This window comes from Sphingomonas sp. PP-CC-3A-396 (assembly GCF_004343105.1).
Classification (GTDB): Bacteria; Pseudomonadota; Alphaproteobacteria; order Sphingomonadales; family Sphingomonadaceae; genus Sphingomonas.
In genome coordinates this window covers 569,157-585,649 of record NZ_SLYF01000001.1, presented here as the reverse complement: position 1 = coordinate 585,649, position 16,493 = coordinate 569,157, and the positions used below count along the sequence as shown (strand labels likewise).

General features: G+C 64.3%; 13 protein-coding genes and 1 pseudogene. 4 read left to right on the top strand and 10 right to left on the bottom strand.

The features are described 5' to 3' along the window. Positions 1–337: 337 nt before the first annotated feature. Entirely contained in the window at positions 338–2,524 is a 2,187-nt protein-coding gene (katG, locus tag C8J40_RS02635) for a catalase/peroxidase HPI (RefSeq protein WP_243693191.1), read from the bottom strand. Between the two features lie 691 nt (positions 2,525–3,215). Here katG and C8J40_RS02630 point away from each other — a divergent pair. Together C8J40_RS02630 and C8J40_RS02625 are read left to right on the top strand one after the other, a co-directional pair. Further along, a complete protein-coding gene (locus tag C8J40_RS02630; protein WP_132895644.1) occupies positions 3,216–6,248 on the top strand; it encodes a TonB-dependent receptor in 3,033 nt (1,010 codons plus the stop codon). A 482-nt stretch (positions 6,249–6,730) separates the two neighbouring features. Further along, positions 6,731–7,588 carry a serine hydrolase gene (locus C8J40_RS02625; RefSeq protein ID WP_132895643.1) on the top strand — a complete coding sequence of 286 codons (858 nt, stop codon included), beginning with the start codon at positions 6,731–6,733 and terminating at the stop codon, positions 7,586–7,588. A 110-nt stretch (positions 7,589–7,698) separates the two neighbouring features. Here the strand turns inward: C8J40_RS02625 and C8J40_RS02620 are convergent, their stop codons facing one another. From C8J40_RS02620 to C8J40_RS02595, 9 genes and pseudogenes are all read right to left on the bottom strand, one after another. Next, the gene (locus tag C8J40_RS02620) at positions 7,699–8,694 is read right to left on the bottom strand and encodes a lysylphosphatidylglycerol synthase transmembrane domain-containing protein (RefSeq protein WP_132895642.1); all 996 of its coding nucleotides are present in this window, start codon (positions 8,692–8,694) and stop codon (positions 7,699–7,701) included. Then, entirely contained in the window at positions 8,695–9,045 is a 351-nt protein-coding gene (locus C8J40_RS20680; RefSeq protein ID WP_243693170.1) for a cation transporting ATPase C-terminal domain-containing protein, read from the bottom strand. Further along, on the bottom strand, positions 9,042–9,260 hold the full coding sequence (locus tag C8J40_RS20675) for a hypothetical protein (protein WP_243693193.1): 219 nt from the start codon (positions 9,258–9,260) through the stop codon (positions 9,042–9,044). Before C8J40_RS20675 ends, C8J40_RS20680 begins: the two co-directional genes overlap by 4 nt. A gap of 77 nt (positions 9,261–9,337) precedes the next feature. Beyond that, positions 9,338–9,580: pseudogene (locus C8J40_RS20670) on the bottom strand (hypothetical protein); the annotation flags it as partial. Continuing rightward, positions 9,523–9,942: a cation-transporting P-type ATPase gene (locus C8J40_RS20665; protein WP_243693190.1), complete on the bottom strand. Its 420-nt coding sequence runs from the start codon at positions 9,940–9,942 to the stop codon at positions 9,523–9,525. The gene C8J40_RS20665 and the pseudogene C8J40_RS20670, both read right to left, overlap by 58 nt. A gap of 41 nt (positions 9,943–9,983) precedes the next feature. Beyond that, positions 9,984–10,562 (bottom strand): quinol:electron acceptor oxidoreductase subunit ActD, encoded by a 579-nt coding sequence (locus C8J40_RS02610; RefSeq protein WP_132895641.1) that lies wholly within the window; start codon positions 10,560–10,562, stop codon positions 9,984–9,986. Positions 10,563–11,190: 628 nt separating this feature from the next. Beyond that, entirely contained in the window at positions 11,191–11,529 is a 339-nt protein-coding gene (locus tag C8J40_RS02605; RefSeq protein ID WP_132895640.1) for a hypothetical protein, read from the bottom strand. Positions 11,530–11,619: 90 nt separating this feature from the next. Then, positions 11,620–13,107: a glycerol kinase GlpK gene (glpK, locus tag C8J40_RS02600; RefSeq protein WP_132895639.1), complete on the bottom strand. Its 1,488-nt coding sequence runs from the start codon at positions 13,105–13,107 to the stop codon at positions 11,620–11,622. A 49-nt stretch (positions 13,108–13,156) separates the two neighbouring features. Next, on the bottom strand, positions 13,157–13,963 hold the full coding sequence (locus tag C8J40_RS02595; protein WP_132895638.1) for an MIP/aquaporin family protein: 807 nt from the start codon (positions 13,961–13,963) through the stop codon (positions 13,157–13,159). Between the two features lie 244 nt (positions 13,964–14,207). Between C8J40_RS02595 and C8J40_RS02590 the strand changes: the two genes are divergently transcribed. After that, positions 14,208–15,278 (top strand): helix-turn-helix domain-containing protein, encoded by a 1,071-nt coding sequence (locus C8J40_RS02590; protein ID WP_165911343.1) that lies wholly within the window; start codon positions 14,208–14,210, stop codon positions 15,276–15,278. 123 nt (positions 15,279–15,401) lie between these two features. Further along, positions 15,402–16,493 carry an efflux RND transporter periplasmic adaptor subunit gene (locus tag C8J40_RS02585; protein WP_132895636.1) on the top strand — a complete coding sequence of 364 codons (1,092 nt, stop codon included), beginning with the start codon at positions 15,402–15,404 and terminating at the stop codon, positions 16,491–16,493.

Sequence of the window (16,493 nt, the reverse complement as noted above, 5' to 3'; positions counted from 1 at the left end):
ACCGCGTTTTCAGGCGCAGCGTCTCGTACCGATCAGGGTTGATCAAGGTTCCCTGCCATCAGGGCCATTTCCCTAGAGGTATTCCGACAGGGGGCGGTAACGCTTCGCCGCTAAGAACATAGCGTCGCCCGTAGGATTTATGACCGGCTAGTTCGGGCGCAGGTGTTAGTGACGATATTGGCTGTAAGCCTGCCGTTTAGGACGGGGGCTACATGTAATCGAGTGATCAGAGCTCATGTCTTAGTTGCGACAACTATAACTTCGGGGAGTGGCGGATAAGCCATGCTTTCTGGAACCTGGTCCAGGCCGGCATGACTTATCCGCACTCCATAAAACCTTACGACGCCTGGTTGGACGAAACAGGCTTTGCCGTGACGTCGAACCGGTCGGCGTTCATGACTTTGACCCACGCCTTGACAAAGTCGCGAACGAACTTCTGCTCATGACCATTCTCGGCATAGACTTCGGCCGTCGCACGCAGCTGCGAGTTCGAGCCGAAGATCAGGTCAGTGCGGGTCGCCTGCCACTTCTTCTCGCGACCGCCACGATCGTAGCCGATGAACTTCTCGTCGCTCGACGTGTCGACCAGATCCCAGAACGTGTCGTTGTCGAGCAGGTTGACAAAGAAGTCGTTGGTCAGCTGACCCGGACGCGTGGTGAGTACGCCCTCGGGCGCATCGCCGAAGTTCGCGCCGAGCACGCGCAGGCCACCGACCAGCACGGTCATCTCCGGCGCGGACAGGCCGAGCAGCGAAGCCTTGTCGAGCAACAACTCCTCGGTCTTCACCGGGTGACGCGTCTTCAGGTAGTTGCGGAAGCCGTCAGCCTGCGGCTCCATCCACACGAAGCTCTCGACATCGGTCCACTCCTGCGTCGCATCGCCGCGTCCACCAAGGAACGGCACCGACACGTCGTGACCGGCATCGCGCGCCGCCTTCTCGACCGCTGCCGAACCGGCCAGCACGATCGCGTCGGCCAGCGACATGTCGCCGCGCAGCTCGTTGAGCTTGGCCAGGACCTTGCTCAGCTGCTCGGGCTCGTTGACCGGCCAGTCCTTCTGCGGGGCGAGCGCGATGCGCGCACCGTTCGCACCACCGCGGTGGTCCGACCGGCGATAGCTCGATGCCGACGCCCAGGCGGTCTTGACGAGCTGGCCGATCGTCAGCCCGCTCGACAGCACGGCGTCCTTGAACGCAGCGGCATCGGCGTCCGACGGCGCGGTGCCCTCCGGAACCGGATCCTGCCAGATCAGCGTTTCTTCCGGAACCTCAGGCCCGAGGTAACGAACGCGCGGACCCATGTCGCGGTGCGTCAGCTTGAACCAGGCGCGTGCGAACGCGTCGTCGAGTGCCGATTGATCGTCGCGGAAACGCAGCGCGATCTCGCGGAACTCGGGGTCCATCTTCAGCGCCATGTCGGCGGTGGTCATCATCGTCGGCACGCGCTTGTTGGGATCGCGCGCGTCGGGTGCCATGTCCTCGGGTGCCGGGTTGACCGGCTGCCACTGCTTCGCGCCGGCCGGGCTCTCGGTCAGCTCATAGTCGTACTTGAACAGCAGGCGCAGGTAATCGCCGGTCCACTTGGTCGGGTTGTTCGACCACGCGCCCTCGATACCCGAGGTCGTGATGTGGCCCTGGCCGATCTCCTCGCTGTCGGTCAGCCAGCCCAGGCCCTGCATGTGCACGGATTCCGAAGACGGAGCCTTGAAATGCGGGGCAGGCTTGGCGCCATGCGACTTGCCGAACGCGTGGCCGCCGGCGGTCAGCGCAACGGTTTCCTCGGAGTTCATCGCCATCCGCAGGAAGGTCGCCTTCATGTCGCGTGCCGACAGGAGCGGGTTCGGATCACCGCCCGGACCTTCCGGATTGACGTAGATGAGACCCATCTGGATCGCGGCGAGCGGGCCTTCGAGCTCGGGCATGTCCTCGCTGATGCGCGTCTGCGCACCCTCGTTGACCCACAGCTCCTCGGCGCCCCAGAACGTATCGCCCTCGGAGGCGAAGACGTCCTTGCGGCCGCCGGCGAAACCGAAGATCGGTCCGCCCATGCTCTCGATCGCGACGTTGCCGGCGAGGATGAACAGATCAGCCCAGCTGATGTTCTTGCCGTACTTCTGCTTCAGCGGCCACAACAGGCGGCGTGCCTTGTCGAGATTGCCATTGTCCGGCCACGAGTTGAGCGGCTCGAAGCGCTGCTGACCCGACGACGACCCACCACGGCCGTCGGTCACGCGGTAGGTGCCGGCGGCGTGCCACGCCATGCGGATCATGAACGGGCCGTAGTGACCGTAATCGGCAGGCCACCAGGCCTTGCTGTCGGTCATCAGCGCGGTCAGGTCAGCCTTGAGCGCGGCATAGTCGAGCTGCTGGAACGACTCGGCATAGTCGAACTCTTCGCCCATCGGGTCGGGGGAGACGCCGTGCTGGTGCAGCATGTCGATCGGCAGCGCATCGGGCCACCAATCCTTGTTCGTACGACCCAGCAGCGAACGGGCCTTCACCTCGCCGCCGCCGTTGGGGCCCATTGGGCAACCGCTGCTCTTGGGCTGTTCGTAATCGGCCATCTTGGCGTCCTCTCTCGATGAGTCTTACCGTCTTGCTTTCAAGATGCAGGATCTGAAGGACATTTGTCCAATCGATTATTCGGGCAAGATCGATCACAGCAGTCGATCACAGGGGCTGGGGAGCGCGCTGTCGCTTGGCGCGTACGTCCGCTACGCGCGGAAGCCTATCTGTCGTCGTCGCAGAGTAAGCAATTCTGAGCCGTCTGCGCCAACGCCCATCACCGACGGGCGGGCCTTTGAAAGGCCGTAGCGCATGAACTGCCCGTACCATCAGCTTATCGATAGCGTCGTGAAAGCGTGCGGATTCAGACGGGAAGGGGCTGTTGGTGTGACGCTTACCGGATCCGATGCGGCGGAATACATCTGCCTTGGATCCCGAAGGCCCTGTAATAAGGCACTTTCCCTGTTCCTTATCATTAAATGCGTCGCTCATTCGACGATTACTCAACAGCCGGCGCGGCATATGGGACAGACATAGTGCCATATTAGTCACAAGATGACAGAAACGTCATGTCTCAATGCGTAACCCTTTACAGCCCCAAAGCCCGGCTTCACCAATGTGGACATCTTCCGAGCAACCTTGGTTGCAGTTCGGAAACCTTTCGCAATCGACCGTATAAGGGCCGTTGCGGTTATATTGGGGGATTTTCACTTGGTTGCTACCACTCGCTTTACGTCGAAGTCGTTGCTGCTCGCCGCAGCCGCACCTTTTGTCCTCGTATTGTCAGCCATGCCGAGCGTCGCGCAGACCGCGACCGCTGCACCGGAACCGCAGAAGACCGTCTCCCCAGAGACCGCGCCGGCCGAAGAGGATGCTGGCCAGGATATCGTGGTTACCGGGTCCCTGTTCCGCGGCGCCGATACAGGTCCTTCACCCGTCACAACGTTGACGGCCGCGACGCTTCAGCAGCGCGGAATCAATACGGCCGCTGAGGCCGTGCAGCGACTGACCGCGAACGGCGCTGGCACGATCAGCCAGGGCTGGAATACCGGTAGCAACTTCGCAACGGGCGCAACGGCGGCATCGCTGCGTGGTCTGTCCGTGCAATCGACGCTGACGCTGTTCGATGGACTGCGCATGGCGCCGTATCCGCTCGCCGATGACGGTCAGCGCAACTTTGTCGACATGAACACGATCCCGAGTTCGCTTGTCGACCGCATCGAAGTGCTGAAGGACGGCGCGTCGTCGACCTATGGCGCAGACGCGGTTGCGGGCGTCATCAACGTCATCATGAAGAAGCAGATCGAAGGCCTTCACCTGAATGGTTCGGCAGGTATCTCGGATCGTGGCGATGGTGGCGAACAGCGTCTCGATGCGACGTGGGGCTATGGCGACCTCGCCACGCAAGGCTTCAACTTCTACGTCAACGGCGAGTATCAGAACACTGCGGCGGTCAATGCAAGCGATCGGGGCTACCCGTTCAACTCGTCGGATCTGAGCCGCATCTGTAACGACGCGGGCAGCTGCATTGCGCAGCCAGCAGGGGCTCGCAACTTCTTCAACGCGGACGGTACCTATTCCGGTCTCGCATCGACGACGGTGGCGATGGTACGTCCCGTCGATGCCACGGGCGGGGCTCTGGGCCGGTACAATATTCTCAACGCCGCCGATGGATGCCGTGACCTGAATCCGGTGACGGTCCTGCCGGGCCAGAGCCCGACTGCAGGTTCGGTCGTTTGCCAGCAGGATTTCCGTAAGCAGTATCTGCAGGTCTTGCCGCAGCAGGAGCGCTACGGATTCTCGGGTCGGTTTACGGCCAATGTCGGCGACAATGCTCAGGCCTATGTGTCGGGCAATTACTACCGGACCAACACATTCACGCAGATCAGCCCGCTCGGCTTCAACAATCAGACCACGCCGCCAGGCTCGGTTCTGCTCAACCCACTGTATCTGCCGACCTATGTCTGCGCCGGTGGAGTCGGCTCGCTGACCATGCTCGACACGGGGTGCAACGCGGGTAACGGCGTCCTCAATCCCAACAATCCTTTCGCAGCCAGCGGCAGCCGTGCGCAGTTGCTGAGCCTCTATGACCGTCCGCGTACGATCGAAACGAATTCGCGGGCATTGCGCCTCGCGGCCGGGATCACCGGTACATTCGGTGACGACTGGAAATATAGCGGTGATTTCACGGCATCGAATACGCAGCTCGATGTGATCCAGAAGAACTATCTTATCCCGCAGCGGATCTTGGACGTGGTCGCGCGCGGAACATATGATTTCGTCAATCCGAGTGCCAATTCGGAAGAGATCCGCAACTATATCGCCCCCGAGAACCGGACGCGCTCGACGGCCGATCTCTGGCAGATTCAGGGCACCCTCTCGAAGTCGTTGTTCACTCTGCCGGGTGGTCCGTTGCAGGTCGCCATCGGCGGGGCGTATCGCAAGGAGTCGATCGATAACCCCAGCGCGAACCCGCAGAACGACGCGCATCCTTATGACCGCTATTATGGTGTCAACTCGGTCGGCGCGGTCGGCAGCCGCAACGTGAAGTCCGCTTTCTTCGAAATCAACGCGCCGGTCCTGGATCAGCTCGTGATCAACGGGTCGGGTCGTTACGACGATTATTCGTCGGGCCAGAGCAACTTCTCGCCGAAGATCGGTGCAAAATTCTCGCCGATCCAGCAGTTCTCGGTTCGTGGTACCTTCTCGAAGGGCTTCCGCATTCCGAGCTTCAACGAAGCCAATGGTCTGCCAACCACTGGCTATGTGACGCGCTCGCTTGATCCGAGCATTCCCGCGCAGGCCGCGTTCATCGCGGCGCACGGCGGCAACGCCTACGCGACGGGCCAGTTCTCGCTCGGCAACACGTCGACGGGTAACCCGGATCTGGATCCGGAGAAGTCGACCAGCTGGACGCTGGGCGCGATCTTCGAGCCCACGTCGCGGATCAACTTCACGGTCGATTACTTCAACATCAAGGTGAAGGGCATCATCAACCCGGCGAGTTCCGCGGGTGCGTTCGAGCAATATTACGCGAACAACGGCGTCGTGAACCTTCCGGGTGTCGTCGTCCGGCCGGGTCTGGCCGACAACGATAATCCCGCTGCGTTGCCGCAGATCGGCTTCATCGAAGTGTCGTATCAGAACGCCGATGAACAGCGCGTATCGGGCATCGATTTCGGCGCCAATGCCCGCTTCCCGATCGGTAACAACGTGACGTTGATCACCTCGGCCGATGCGTCGTACCTGCTCAAGTTCGAGAAGCAGACAGCAGACGGCAACGTCGAGCGGTATGACGGCACGCTCAGCCCCTGCAACAACACTTCGTGCTCGGGCTCGCCGAAGTGGCGTGCGACGTGGCAGAACACGCTCGAAGTCGGTGCCGCATCGCTCTCGGCGACCGCCTATTATACCGCCGGCTATGACCTCGCTTCGACTGATGTGTCCAACGGCTACAGCGGCGTCAAAGGCGATTGCGAAGCGAGCATCGGCTCGTCGGTCGTGACGTATCAGGACGGAACGCCAGTATTGTGCAACGCAAAGGCAACCTGGAACGTCGACATGACCGCAACCGTCAAGGTCAACGATCGTTTCACGCTGTACACCAACGTGCTCAACATCTTCGACATCAAGCCCCCGTTCGATCCGAGCGGCGGGTACAGCATCAACCAGTATAACCCAGCCTGGACCACCGGCAACATCATGGGCCGCTTCATCCGGGTCGGCGCGCGCGTCGGCTTCTAAAGAGGCAATTGAGGCAGCTTCTTCGGAAGCTGCCTCTTTTTACGTAGCACGTTCTCGTCCCGTGTCAGGGCCGGGAGGCAGTGGGCGATGGCTTTCAGCTAGCGCCCCAGCCACTTCAATCAAGATTACACGATCGGATGCGCGATCATCGCGTCCACGAATGGCGCGATTCGGTAGTAGATCGCGTGTAATGTCGGGAAGAGACTCGACCGTCAGGCGGTCATGCTTGGTCCGGGGCGACGGTAATTTTGCCAGGGTCGGTATCGGTCCTTGCGCTCTCGGATGTGGTCGGACGGTCGTGGCGCAATCGTTGACATGATTGGCTGAGCGCCGTCTGCCCGAAAGGCTACCCGGCCATAGGCGCAACTAATCGGTGTCGCGATCAGCCGTTGTTCGAACTTTACCGGTATGCATAACGACATGTTCAGGTTCGTCGGTTTAGTGTGACCACGTCGATGCAGGACAATATTCGAGGACGATTGATGCGCGCACTCCGGGTTTCCCGCCTGTTTCTATCCAGTATCGCCGCCAGCATCCTCGTCCCGGCACCGGTCGCCGCAAGCTCGCCCGAACTCGTCGGGCTCGAGCACGCGTTGACCCAGTTGGTCGCGCAACGCTCCGGTGACTATGGCATCGCCGCGCTCGACCTGCGCGATGGCTCGACCGTTTCAATCAACGGGAATACCCCCTTTCCGATGGCGAGCACGGTCAAGATCGCGATCGCCGCCGCCTATCTAGCCGAGGTCGATCAAGGTCGACGCTCTCTCGGTGACATGATCATGGGCCGTCCTGCCGCCAAGGTCATGGAGCTGATGATCATCCGCAGCGACAACCAGGCAACCGATCAGCTGCTTGCCGCTCTCGGCGGCCCCGCCGCGATCCAACAGTGGCTGTTGTCGCTGCAGATACCGGGCATCCGGATGGATCGGACCATAGCCCAGCTGCTTCGCGAGCGCGGCCACCTTGCCGACAGCAAGGATGTCGCCACGCCGGTCGCCATGGTCACGCTGTTGAACAAGCTCGACAACGGCTCGGTACTGACGGCGCAAAGCCGCAATTTTCTCTTCGAGCTGATGAGCCGATGCGCGACGGGCACGCGGCGTATCCGCGCTCTGCTGCCCGCTGGTACGCGGGTCGAGGACAAGACCGGCACGCTTGACGGTATCACCAACGATGTCGGGTTCATTACCATGCCCGATGGTCGTCGCGTGGCGGTCGCGGTGTTCGCTCGCGGTGGACGTGATCGCCAGCCTGTCATCGCCGAGGTCGCACGCGTAATCTACGACCGCTTTGCAGATAGCGTCCGCAACGCGCTCTCGCTGTTCATGCGGATGCAGTGAGCCTGGGTTAGCGGATTGCGCCGAGCGTAGTGTATGGGCGTTCGGTATGCGCGCCGTTCCGCGGACGGTTCGATCCGTTCCATACGACCAGCGCCTGACGCTCCTGCTTCCTAGGCTGTCAGCCCCGCAGCCTTAGTGCGTAGCGCGCGCCGGATCAGCGCGAAACCGGGGACCAGCGGCAGCCACAGCGTAAAGACGCGCAGCAGCAACATCGCCGCCAGCGCGGCCTCGACCGGCACCCCCATCAACGCCAGCATCTCCGTTGCACCCGCCTCGAACGTGCCGAGTCCGAGCGGGATCGGGCCGAGCGTCGCGATCATCGACGCGGTCATCACCGCGACGAACGCGACCGGGAACCTGACCGGCTGCCCGAGCGCGAGGAAGCACACCATCAGGCTGGCGGCATCGGCGAGGAATACGAGGCCGTTCACGCCCGCGACGCGAAGGATCAGCCGGCGGTCGACCAGCAACCGCTTCGGCGCTTCTGCGACGATACCGACGAGCGCGCGGATACTCGCGAACCGGGCAAGGGTCGACGAGACGGGGCGCCGTCCGCGCCGCCGGATCCACAGCGCCAGTCCGGGAATCGCGGTCGCGACGGCGAGGAACACGAGCACGAAGCCCGCGATCCAGATCGACGCCAGCCCCTTGATCCACAGCACCGCCAGCATCGCGAGCGCGCAGAGGCCGTAGACCGCGTAGAAGCCGATCATCGCCACCAGCAGCGTGGCGACCGCGTTGCCGCGTTTGACGCCGAGTGCGGTGAGGCGGTCGACCAGGAACATGTTGCCGCCCATGCCCGCGACCGGAAGGACCTGATCCGCGAACAACTTGCCAACCGCGATCGGATAGAGCCTCCGCAGTGGTTGCGGCGTGTTGGTCTGGCGCAGCACGATCTTCCAACCCGCCGCAACGCTCGCATAGGTGGTCGCCTGCAATCCCAACGCGACCAGCAGCCAGCCGGGACGCGCGTTCTCGAGCATCGTCGCGAACGCGTGAAGATCGCCTATCCGCAGCACCGCGCCGACGACGATCGCGATCACCGCGAGGCCCAGCACCCAGCCGATATGGCGCAACGCCCCGCGCCAAAGTTTGGCTACGCTCATTCAGCGCCGCGCGCGTTTGGTGGGGCGGTGGTCGAACAGGAACGTCTTGGGCAGTTCGGCCAGCACCAGATAGGCGAGCGTGATGCCGCCGATGCTCGCCACCAGGACGAGCGGCGGCGCGACGAAGCCGAACCAGCCGCCGACCGGGGTGAACGGCAGCAGCATCGCCACCAGCAGTGCGCCCAACGACGACAGCGCGAGCGCCGGTCGCGGCAGGTCCGCCCATGGCCGCCCGTTGGTGCGGATCAAGAAGATTACCAGGATCTGCGTCGCCATCGATTCGAGGAACAAGGCGGTGCGGAACTCAGGCGCGGCGACGTGAAAGACGAGCGAGAGCCCCGCGAAGGTCAACAGGTCGAACGCTGACGACAGCGGACCATTACCGCGGCGAAGCGGATCAGCGCGGGCATGCTCCGGACCTGCGGCCGTGCGACCGCCTCGGCACGGACGCCGTCGAACGGGATGCCGATCTCCGACACGTCGTAGAGCAGGTTGTTGAGCAGGATGTGCGTCGGCAGCATCGGCAGGAAGGGCAGGGACAGCGATGCCGCCGCCATCGACAGCATGTTGCCGAAGTTCGAACGCGCTCGAACGGGGAGGGGGCCGCGGCGGTGGCCAGCGCGGCGGCGGCCGAACCGAACAGCGTGGCGCGGCCGGTGCCGACCACGAGCGCGGTCGCGGTGCCGGTCTGCGCGATCGCCCCGCGGAACAGCGCGTTCCACGCTTCCGCGGCGGTCGTCGCGGTGACGCCGCCGGTGCGTTTGTCGACCGGATAGGGCTCGCCGGTCAGCGCCGCTTCGTTGGCGGTAAACGCGGTGCTGTCGAGGATCAGCGCATCGGCGGGGATGATGTCGCCGGCGCGGACCTCGACGATGTCACCGGGCACACCGCCTCGATCGCGATCGCGACCAACGCGCCGTCGTGACGGACGCGCGCGGAGACGGCGACCGACTGGCGCAGGATTGCTGCGGCATGGACAGCCTGTCCCTCTTGATAGGTGTCGAGCAGCACCGAGAAGCCGAGGATCACGACGATGATCGACCCGCCGACCGCATCGCCGGTCGCCGCTGACACCAGCCCGGCGGCGAGCAGGATCAGCGACAGCGGCTCGAGCAGTCGCCGCGCGATCGCCCGTGCGGGGCCGGTATGCGTTTCCGCGCTGTCGCTGTTCGGACCATAGCGGGCGAGGCGCAACGTCGCCTCTGCCGCGCTTAGCCCGTCACGCGACGTTCCGAGATCGGCGAGCAGCGCGTCGGCCGACCGGGTTCAGAACGGCGGTTGGTCCTGCGTCAGGCGACCGGCTCGGCGATCGGGAGCTTACCGGTCAGTTGTGCATGCGGGGACGCGTTACTATGGTCGTGGTGGACGGTGATCCGACGAGGCCCGAGCGGTTCGAGCACCAGCTTGGCGCGCTCCATCTCCGCTTCGCTGCCATGCGCCATGACAAGGAACCCGTCCGCTGCGATATCGGTCTCGTAGGTGACGATCGAATCCTCGGGAATGCCGAGACTGGCAAGCGCGGCGACCAGCGCGCCGGTGCCGCCGAGCATGACCGCGCCTTCGATCGCTGTGATCACCGTGGCAGCGAGATGCCCGAGCAGCACGACCCCGCCGACGACGGGGACGGTCGCGTAGAGCCCGCCCATGAACAGCCCCCACAGGCCACCCCATAGCGCGCCGCGCGAGCCCCAGAAGCGGATCCGGTCGCCGCTGTTGTAGAAGCCCGTCGCGACCTGATCGCTGTGAAAGCCCTTGCCGACGATACTCAACCGCCTCAGCCCGAACCCCGATGCGGCCAGCGCCTTCACCGCGGCATCGGCTTGCGCGTGGTCGTCGAACACGGCGACGATCGAATGGCTGAACTTCATGGCGTGGTCCTCGATTAGGGAGCGTAGCCAAACCGTACGATCGGGGTGGACCGGCACCAGAATCGGGAACTACCTAACGCGGGTCTCGCGATCGGCGCAGGAATGCAGCTATCAACCGCGGTCGATCGAGGTGGCGATTGCGATCGACAGCGGGGCATCGTCTCTGGCGACCGTCGTCATCGATGGCCTAATATCCGCTCCGAGACGGACGGGTGATGCGTGGATAGGGGCGGTTTCCCGCCCCTACCACCGGTTCAGTCGTGGCGCAGGCCGACAGCGCAGTCTTTTTTGCCGGAGCGTTGATCGGGGTGCTGGCACAATCCATCATCGTCGATGCGACCGGCGTTGCAGCCATCGCCATTGTTTCGCACCATGGTCCTAGCCGCACCAGCATCATCATCGCGAGCATGACGAACGCCGCAGCGCGAAAACCGTCGAAGATTGGCCGAGCCCGAAGCGACATGCGTGCGGTTTATAGCGGCCGTCCGTCGCGTACAATGCTTCTATCAGAACGACTTACCATTAGCGGCTGTGCGTGCTTGCCGCGTAGCAACCCACCCGCCCGCGCCATTGCGGAAGAGGCCGGATCAAGCACCGTCATGGGCATGTTACGGTGTCGAAACGACCGTCAGCGCTGTTTCTTTGTCGTGGTCGCGGTGAAGTCCGGATCCTTGTTCGCTACCCAATCGACGAACTTGCGCACCGCGCCGTTCGCGAGGAGGCTTTCGACATCCATCGCGTGGCGCTGCAGTTCGGAATTGGTGAAATTGGCAGTCAGCGTCTGTTGGCAGATCGGATGCATCGGAACGACATCGCGACCGCCCCGGCTCTTGGGAACGGGATGATGCCAGACGATGATCTTGCCGGTCGGCCTGCCACACAGCCAGCAAGGGATCGGGGCGGCCGGAGCCTCATCGTCGCGCTCCCCATCGTCATAGGGGCCGTGTCTTGAATGCTTGCGCGCCATGTGTTCACCAAATGCCTGATCCCGCTATCGCCTTTAGCGGTCGAGCGGGGATTTTACAGCGCAGTCGACCAAGCCTTGCGGTGTGACCGGTCAGGACTTTGCCCTAGAACTGGTCCGGTCGACCGCGTCCTGCCACCCCTGCATGAGCGTTGTCCGCGCCTCGCCGGTCATTGTCGGGTTGAACACGCGGTCTTCCTGCCAGGCGGCGGCGATATCGTCGGGGCCGTTCCAGATTCCCACCGCCATGCCGGCGAGAAACGCTGCACCGGCCGCCGTCGTCTCGATGTTTGCGGGCCGGACCACATCGGTGGCGAGCATGTCGGCGAGGAACTGGCAGAACCAGTCGTTAGCCGCCATCCCGCCATCGACGCGGATCTGGCGGGCGTCGCGCGCGCCGTCCGCGACCATCGCGTTCATCAGGTCGGCGGTCTGGTAGGCGACCGATTCCAGCGCGGCGCGGGCGATGTGCGACCCGGTCGCGGCAAAGGTGAGACCGGTGATGCTCGCGCGCGCGTCGGGGTCCCAGTGCGGTGCGCCCAGACCGACGAATGCGGGCACCATGTAGACGCCGCCATTGCCGTCGAGCTTGGTCGCCATGTCGTTGGTATCGGCTGCCTGATTGATCAGACCCAGTCCGTCGCGCAACCACTTCACCGCCGCCCCCGCGACGAAGATCGAGCCCTCCAGCGCATAGGTGATCTCGCCGTCGAGCTGGTAGGCGATGGTGGTGAGCATGCCGTTCTTGCTCGTGACAGCCTCCTTGCCGGTGTTGAGCAGCACGAAGCAGCCGGTGCCGTAGGTCGATTTTGCATCGCCACGCTGGAAGCAGGCCTGGCCGACGACGGCTGCTTGCTGGTCGCCCGCCATCCCGCCAATCGGGACGGACGTCCCGAGCAGGTCCGGCGTGGTTTCGCCGAAGATCGTGCTGTTGTTCTTGACCTCGGGCAGCAGGCTTTCGGGAATGTCGAGCATCCGCAGCATGTCCGGGTCCCAAGCGCCCTTGTGGATGTCGAACAGCAAGGTGCGCGAGGCGTTGGACGCATCGGTCGCATGGACCTTACCGCCGGTCAGCCGCCACAGCAGGAAGCTGTCGATCGTCCCGAAGGCGAGTTCGCCACGGTTTGCACGGTCGCGAACGCCGTCGACAGTGTCGAGGATCCATTTGAGCTTCGTGCCCGAGAAATACGGGTCGAGGATCAGCCCGGTCCGCGCGCGCACCAGCGGTTCGTTACCGTCGGCTTTGAGTTGCGCGCAGAGCTTGGCGGTGCGGCGGTCCTGCCAGACGATCGCGTTGTGGACGGGCTCGCCGGTCTTGCGGTCCCAGACGACCACCGTCTCGCGCTGGTTGGTGATGCCGATCGCGGCGACCTTGCCGCCGTCTGCCTCGGCCGCCTGCTTGAGCGTCGCGACGGTATCGCGCCAGATGTCCTCGGGGTCGTGCTCGACCCAGCCGGACTGCGGATAATGCTGGGCGAATTCCCGGCGTACCGTCTGGCGCGGCACGCCGTCGCTGCCGAACGTCATGCTGCGGGTCGAAGTCGTACCCTGATCGATGGCCAGGATGATGGTGTCAGTCACGCTTCACTCTCCTTCGGTCGTGTCGGCGGGCGTCGAAACGGCGCGCTCGTCATTGGGGCCCTGCGATGGGCGTGTCGCGTGGCAGGAACGGCCGGATCAACAGATGTTGCGCGCCGCCGCCGATTGCTGCGCCAATCAACGGCCCGGCGATCGGGGCCCACCAATAGTTGCCCACGCCTGGAAACGCGGATGCGTCCCAGCCCATCAACCAGGCAAAGGTACGCGGTCCGAGATCGCGCGCGGGGTTGATCGCCCAGGCTTCCAGATACCCCATCGATGCGCCGATTACCGCGACGAGCAGGCCGATTACGATGGCGCCGAAGTTCGCTTGTGGTGCCATCGTGTTGAACTCGTCGGTGATCGCGAAGATGCCGAAGACCAGGATCGCCGTGAGGATGATTTCGTCGATAAAGCCCTTCATTGTCGTCACCGCGACACCCGGCGCGGTGAAGAATACGCCAGCTGCACCGCCACCGGCGCGGGTCATGTGCTGCGTCGCGTTGAAGTGATCGATGACGTTGTAATAGAGCGCATAGACCAGCGCCGCGCCGAGGAACGCGCCGACGAGCTGCGCGCACCAATAGGGCAGCACCTTCCTCCAGGGAAAACCGCGGTACAGCGCGAGCGCCAGCGTCACGCCCGGATTGGCATGCGTCCCCGAGACCGCGCCGGTGACGTAAATCGAGATCGACACCGCCATCCCCCAGGTCATGCAGACTCCCCAATAGGCGGTCTTGTACGGACTGGGATCGTAGAGCGTGTACATCGCAGCGACCGACAGACCGAACGTCATCACGATGAAGATCGCGATCGCCTCCGAGATCAGTTCGCCGAGATACGCCTTGCCAGGGGTCATCGACTTGGGCCGATCGGTCGTTGCCGGCGCGATACGGTTCGTCCTGCCTGCTCGATGGGCATCCTGTGCTCCTTCTTGAACGCCGACCCTTTGGGTGCTGGTCTTTGGACCCTCTTTTACCGGTACCGATACCGTTGTCGACCAGCGGTACCGGTGGCTCCCACTTGATGCACCGTTTCCGCAGGCACCGGCCGTACCAACGGTCCTGCTAGACATGCCGGCAGCATCATGGTTTCCGCCGGTAATGATCGACCTTCTCTCCCCCACGTCAGACGCGATCGCTCAGCTGGACACGCTGTTCCGCGGCGGAGCGATCGGGCTGTTGCTGCTGGCGGCGGTGGTATTTGCGCGCGCCCCGGCATCGTTGCCGAGCCGGTTCGGGCTGGCGCTGACGCTGTGCACGGTGGTCGGCACGCTGGCAGGGTTGCCGCGCGCGCCGACCGCGTTCGATCCGCTGCTCGATCTGAGTTCGAGCGCGGCGATCCCGTTATTCTGGCTGTTCGCGCGCGCGTGGTTCGACGATGCGTTTCAGCCGAAGCCGATCGATCTGGCGCTGGCCGCGGCGTTCCTATGTTGCACGACGTACGCCAGCCTGCAGGGCCGTGGACTGGCCGCGCCAATCGAGGGGCTGGACGTCATGATTTACGCGGCGGGCATGGCGTTTGCGATCCATGCGCAGTGGCTGGCGTGGCGCAACCGGCAGGGCGATCTGGTCGAGGCACGGCGGCAGGCCCGGTCGATCTTCGTCGTGTCGATCGGGCTGATCATCCTGTGGCTGCTTGGGAGCGAGATCGTTGGCCGTGCGACGGGCGAGCTCGCGGTGTCGGGAATGGCTTCCGCTGCCGGGCTCTTCATGGGGGCGTTCGTGATCACCGCGCTGCTGTTCGGGTTGCGCCACCCGGAGGTTTTTCCGAGCGCGGTTGCAGCTCCCGACGTGCCGGTGGCTGCCACTGTCCCGGAGCCGCTCGACGCGACCCTCGAGCGCTCGCTCGCCCGAATGATGACCGAAGACCGTGCCTATCGCGACCCCGATCTGACGATCGGCGGAATCGCCGCGCGCGTCGACACGCCGGAATATCGCGTACGGCGGCATATCAATGGCGGACTCGGCTATCGCAACGTCAGCGACTATCTCAACGAACACCGCATTGCCGAAGTCCGCAGCGCGCTCGCCGACCCGACACAGGCGGACGTGCCGATCCTGACGATCGCGATGGATGCGGGGTTCGGCAGCCTCGTGATGTTCAACCGCGTGTTCAAGGACCGCCTCGGCGAAACCCCGAGCGCGTTTCGACGGCGGCATCTCGAAGGCTAGCCAAGCCGTTTTACAGGCGTGCAGACCGGTCGTTTTTAAAAACGACTGGTCGGTTTCGAGGATCGGCAGGCCAGGATCGGCCCGGACCTTCAGGGCGACCGCGTTCACCAACGGGACGCGACGATGCCGAAGACTTTCCACTCGACCACCGGGCTGATTGCGGCCGGTTTCACCTTGTTAGCGTGCGCCGGCTGCTCCTCCGAGCCGGTCGCCTCACCCAGATCCGACGCCACGCTGGTCGATGTCGTCACGATCCATCACGCCGGCGGCCAGACAGCGTCGTTCGAGGGCGTCCTGCGCCCGCGCCGCGATATCGCGCTCGGGTTCAAGACCGGTGGACGCGTGCTCGCGTTGAGCGTGCAGGTCGGCGATCACGTCCGCGCCGGGCAGGTCCTCGCCCGCCTGTCACGCGCCGAAGCGATCGCCGATACCAGGCAGGCCCGCGCCGAACTCGCCGCCGCGACCGCCGAAGCGACGCGAGCCGATGACGCGGCACGACGCGCGACTGGGCTCGACGGGATCGGTGCGCTGTCGGCCGCCGAGGTCCGCGACCGTGCACTGACTGCCAGTGCCGCGACGGCCAAGCGTGAGGCTGCCCGCGCGGCGTTCGAGCACAGCCGCGCCACGCTCGCCGACGCAGTGCTGATCGCGCCCGAGGACGGCCTCGTCACGGAGCGCGCCGTCGACTCCGGCACAGTGGTCGACGCGGGCAGCGTCGTCGTCCGGCTGGCCGCGGGCGGTCCGGAAATTGAGGTCCGCCTGCCCGAACGCATCCGGTTGAGCAGCGGCACGATGGCGGATGCGAGCTTCTGGTCCGCGCCCGACATGATTGTCGAAGCACGGCTGCGGCTGGTCGGGCCGGCGGCGGATGGTGCGCTACGCATGCGGACCGCGCGGTTCAGTATGCTCGGCGACGTTTCGCAGGTCCCGTTCAACAGTTCGGCGACGGTCACGTTGCGGCTGCCCGATCCGAAGGCGACGATCCGCGTGCCGCTGACCGCCCTCGGCGCGCAGGGTAGCCAGCCGCATGTCTGGTCGTTGTCGACGGTTGGCGACCGCGTCCACCGCCAGCCGGTGCATCTGGTCGAGCTACGGGGCGACGACGCGATCGTCTCCGGCCTGCCCGATGGCCAGCGGATCGTCGCGAGCGGGGGCGACACGCTGTCGGAAGGGCAGCGCGTCGTCATGGCCGGCGTCGTCCCGGGCGGCAACTGA

Coding starts and splice junctions, on each gene's coding strand:
- katG (WP_243693191.1), bottom strand. CDS start 2,524: ATGGGCCCCAACGGCGGCGGCGAGGTGAAGGCCCGTTCGCTGCTGGGT.
- C8J40_RS02625 (WP_132895643.1), top strand. CDS start 6,731: ATGCGCGCACTCCGGGTTTCCCGCCTGTTTCTATCCAGTATCGCCGCC.
- C8J40_RS02620 (WP_132895642.1), bottom strand. CDS start 8,694: ATGAGCGTAGCCAAACTTTGGCGCGGGGCGTTGCGCCATATCGGCTGG.
- C8J40_RS20675 (WP_243693193.1), bottom strand. CDS start 9,260: ATGCTGTCGATGGCGGCGGCATCGCTGTCCCTGCCCTTCCTGCCGATG.
- C8J40_RS02610 (WP_132895641.1), bottom strand. CDS start 10,562: ATGAAGTTCAGCCATTCGATCGTCGCCGTGTTCGACGACCACGCGCAA.
- C8J40_RS02605 (WP_132895640.1), bottom strand. CDS start 11,529: ATGGCGCGCAAGCATTCAAGACACGGCCCCTATGACGATGGGGAGCGC.
- C8J40_RS02595 (WP_132895638.1), bottom strand. CDS start 13,963: ATGACCCCTGGCAAGGCGTATCTCGGCGAACTGATCTCGGAGGCGATC.
- C8J40_RS02590 (WP_165911343.1), top strand. CDS start 14,208: ATGATCGACCTTCTCTCCCCCACGTCAGACGCGATCGCTCAGCTGGAC.
- C8J40_RS02585 (WP_132895636.1), top strand. CDS start 15,402: ATGCCGAAGACTTTCCACTCGACCACCGGGCTGATTGCGGCCGGTTTC.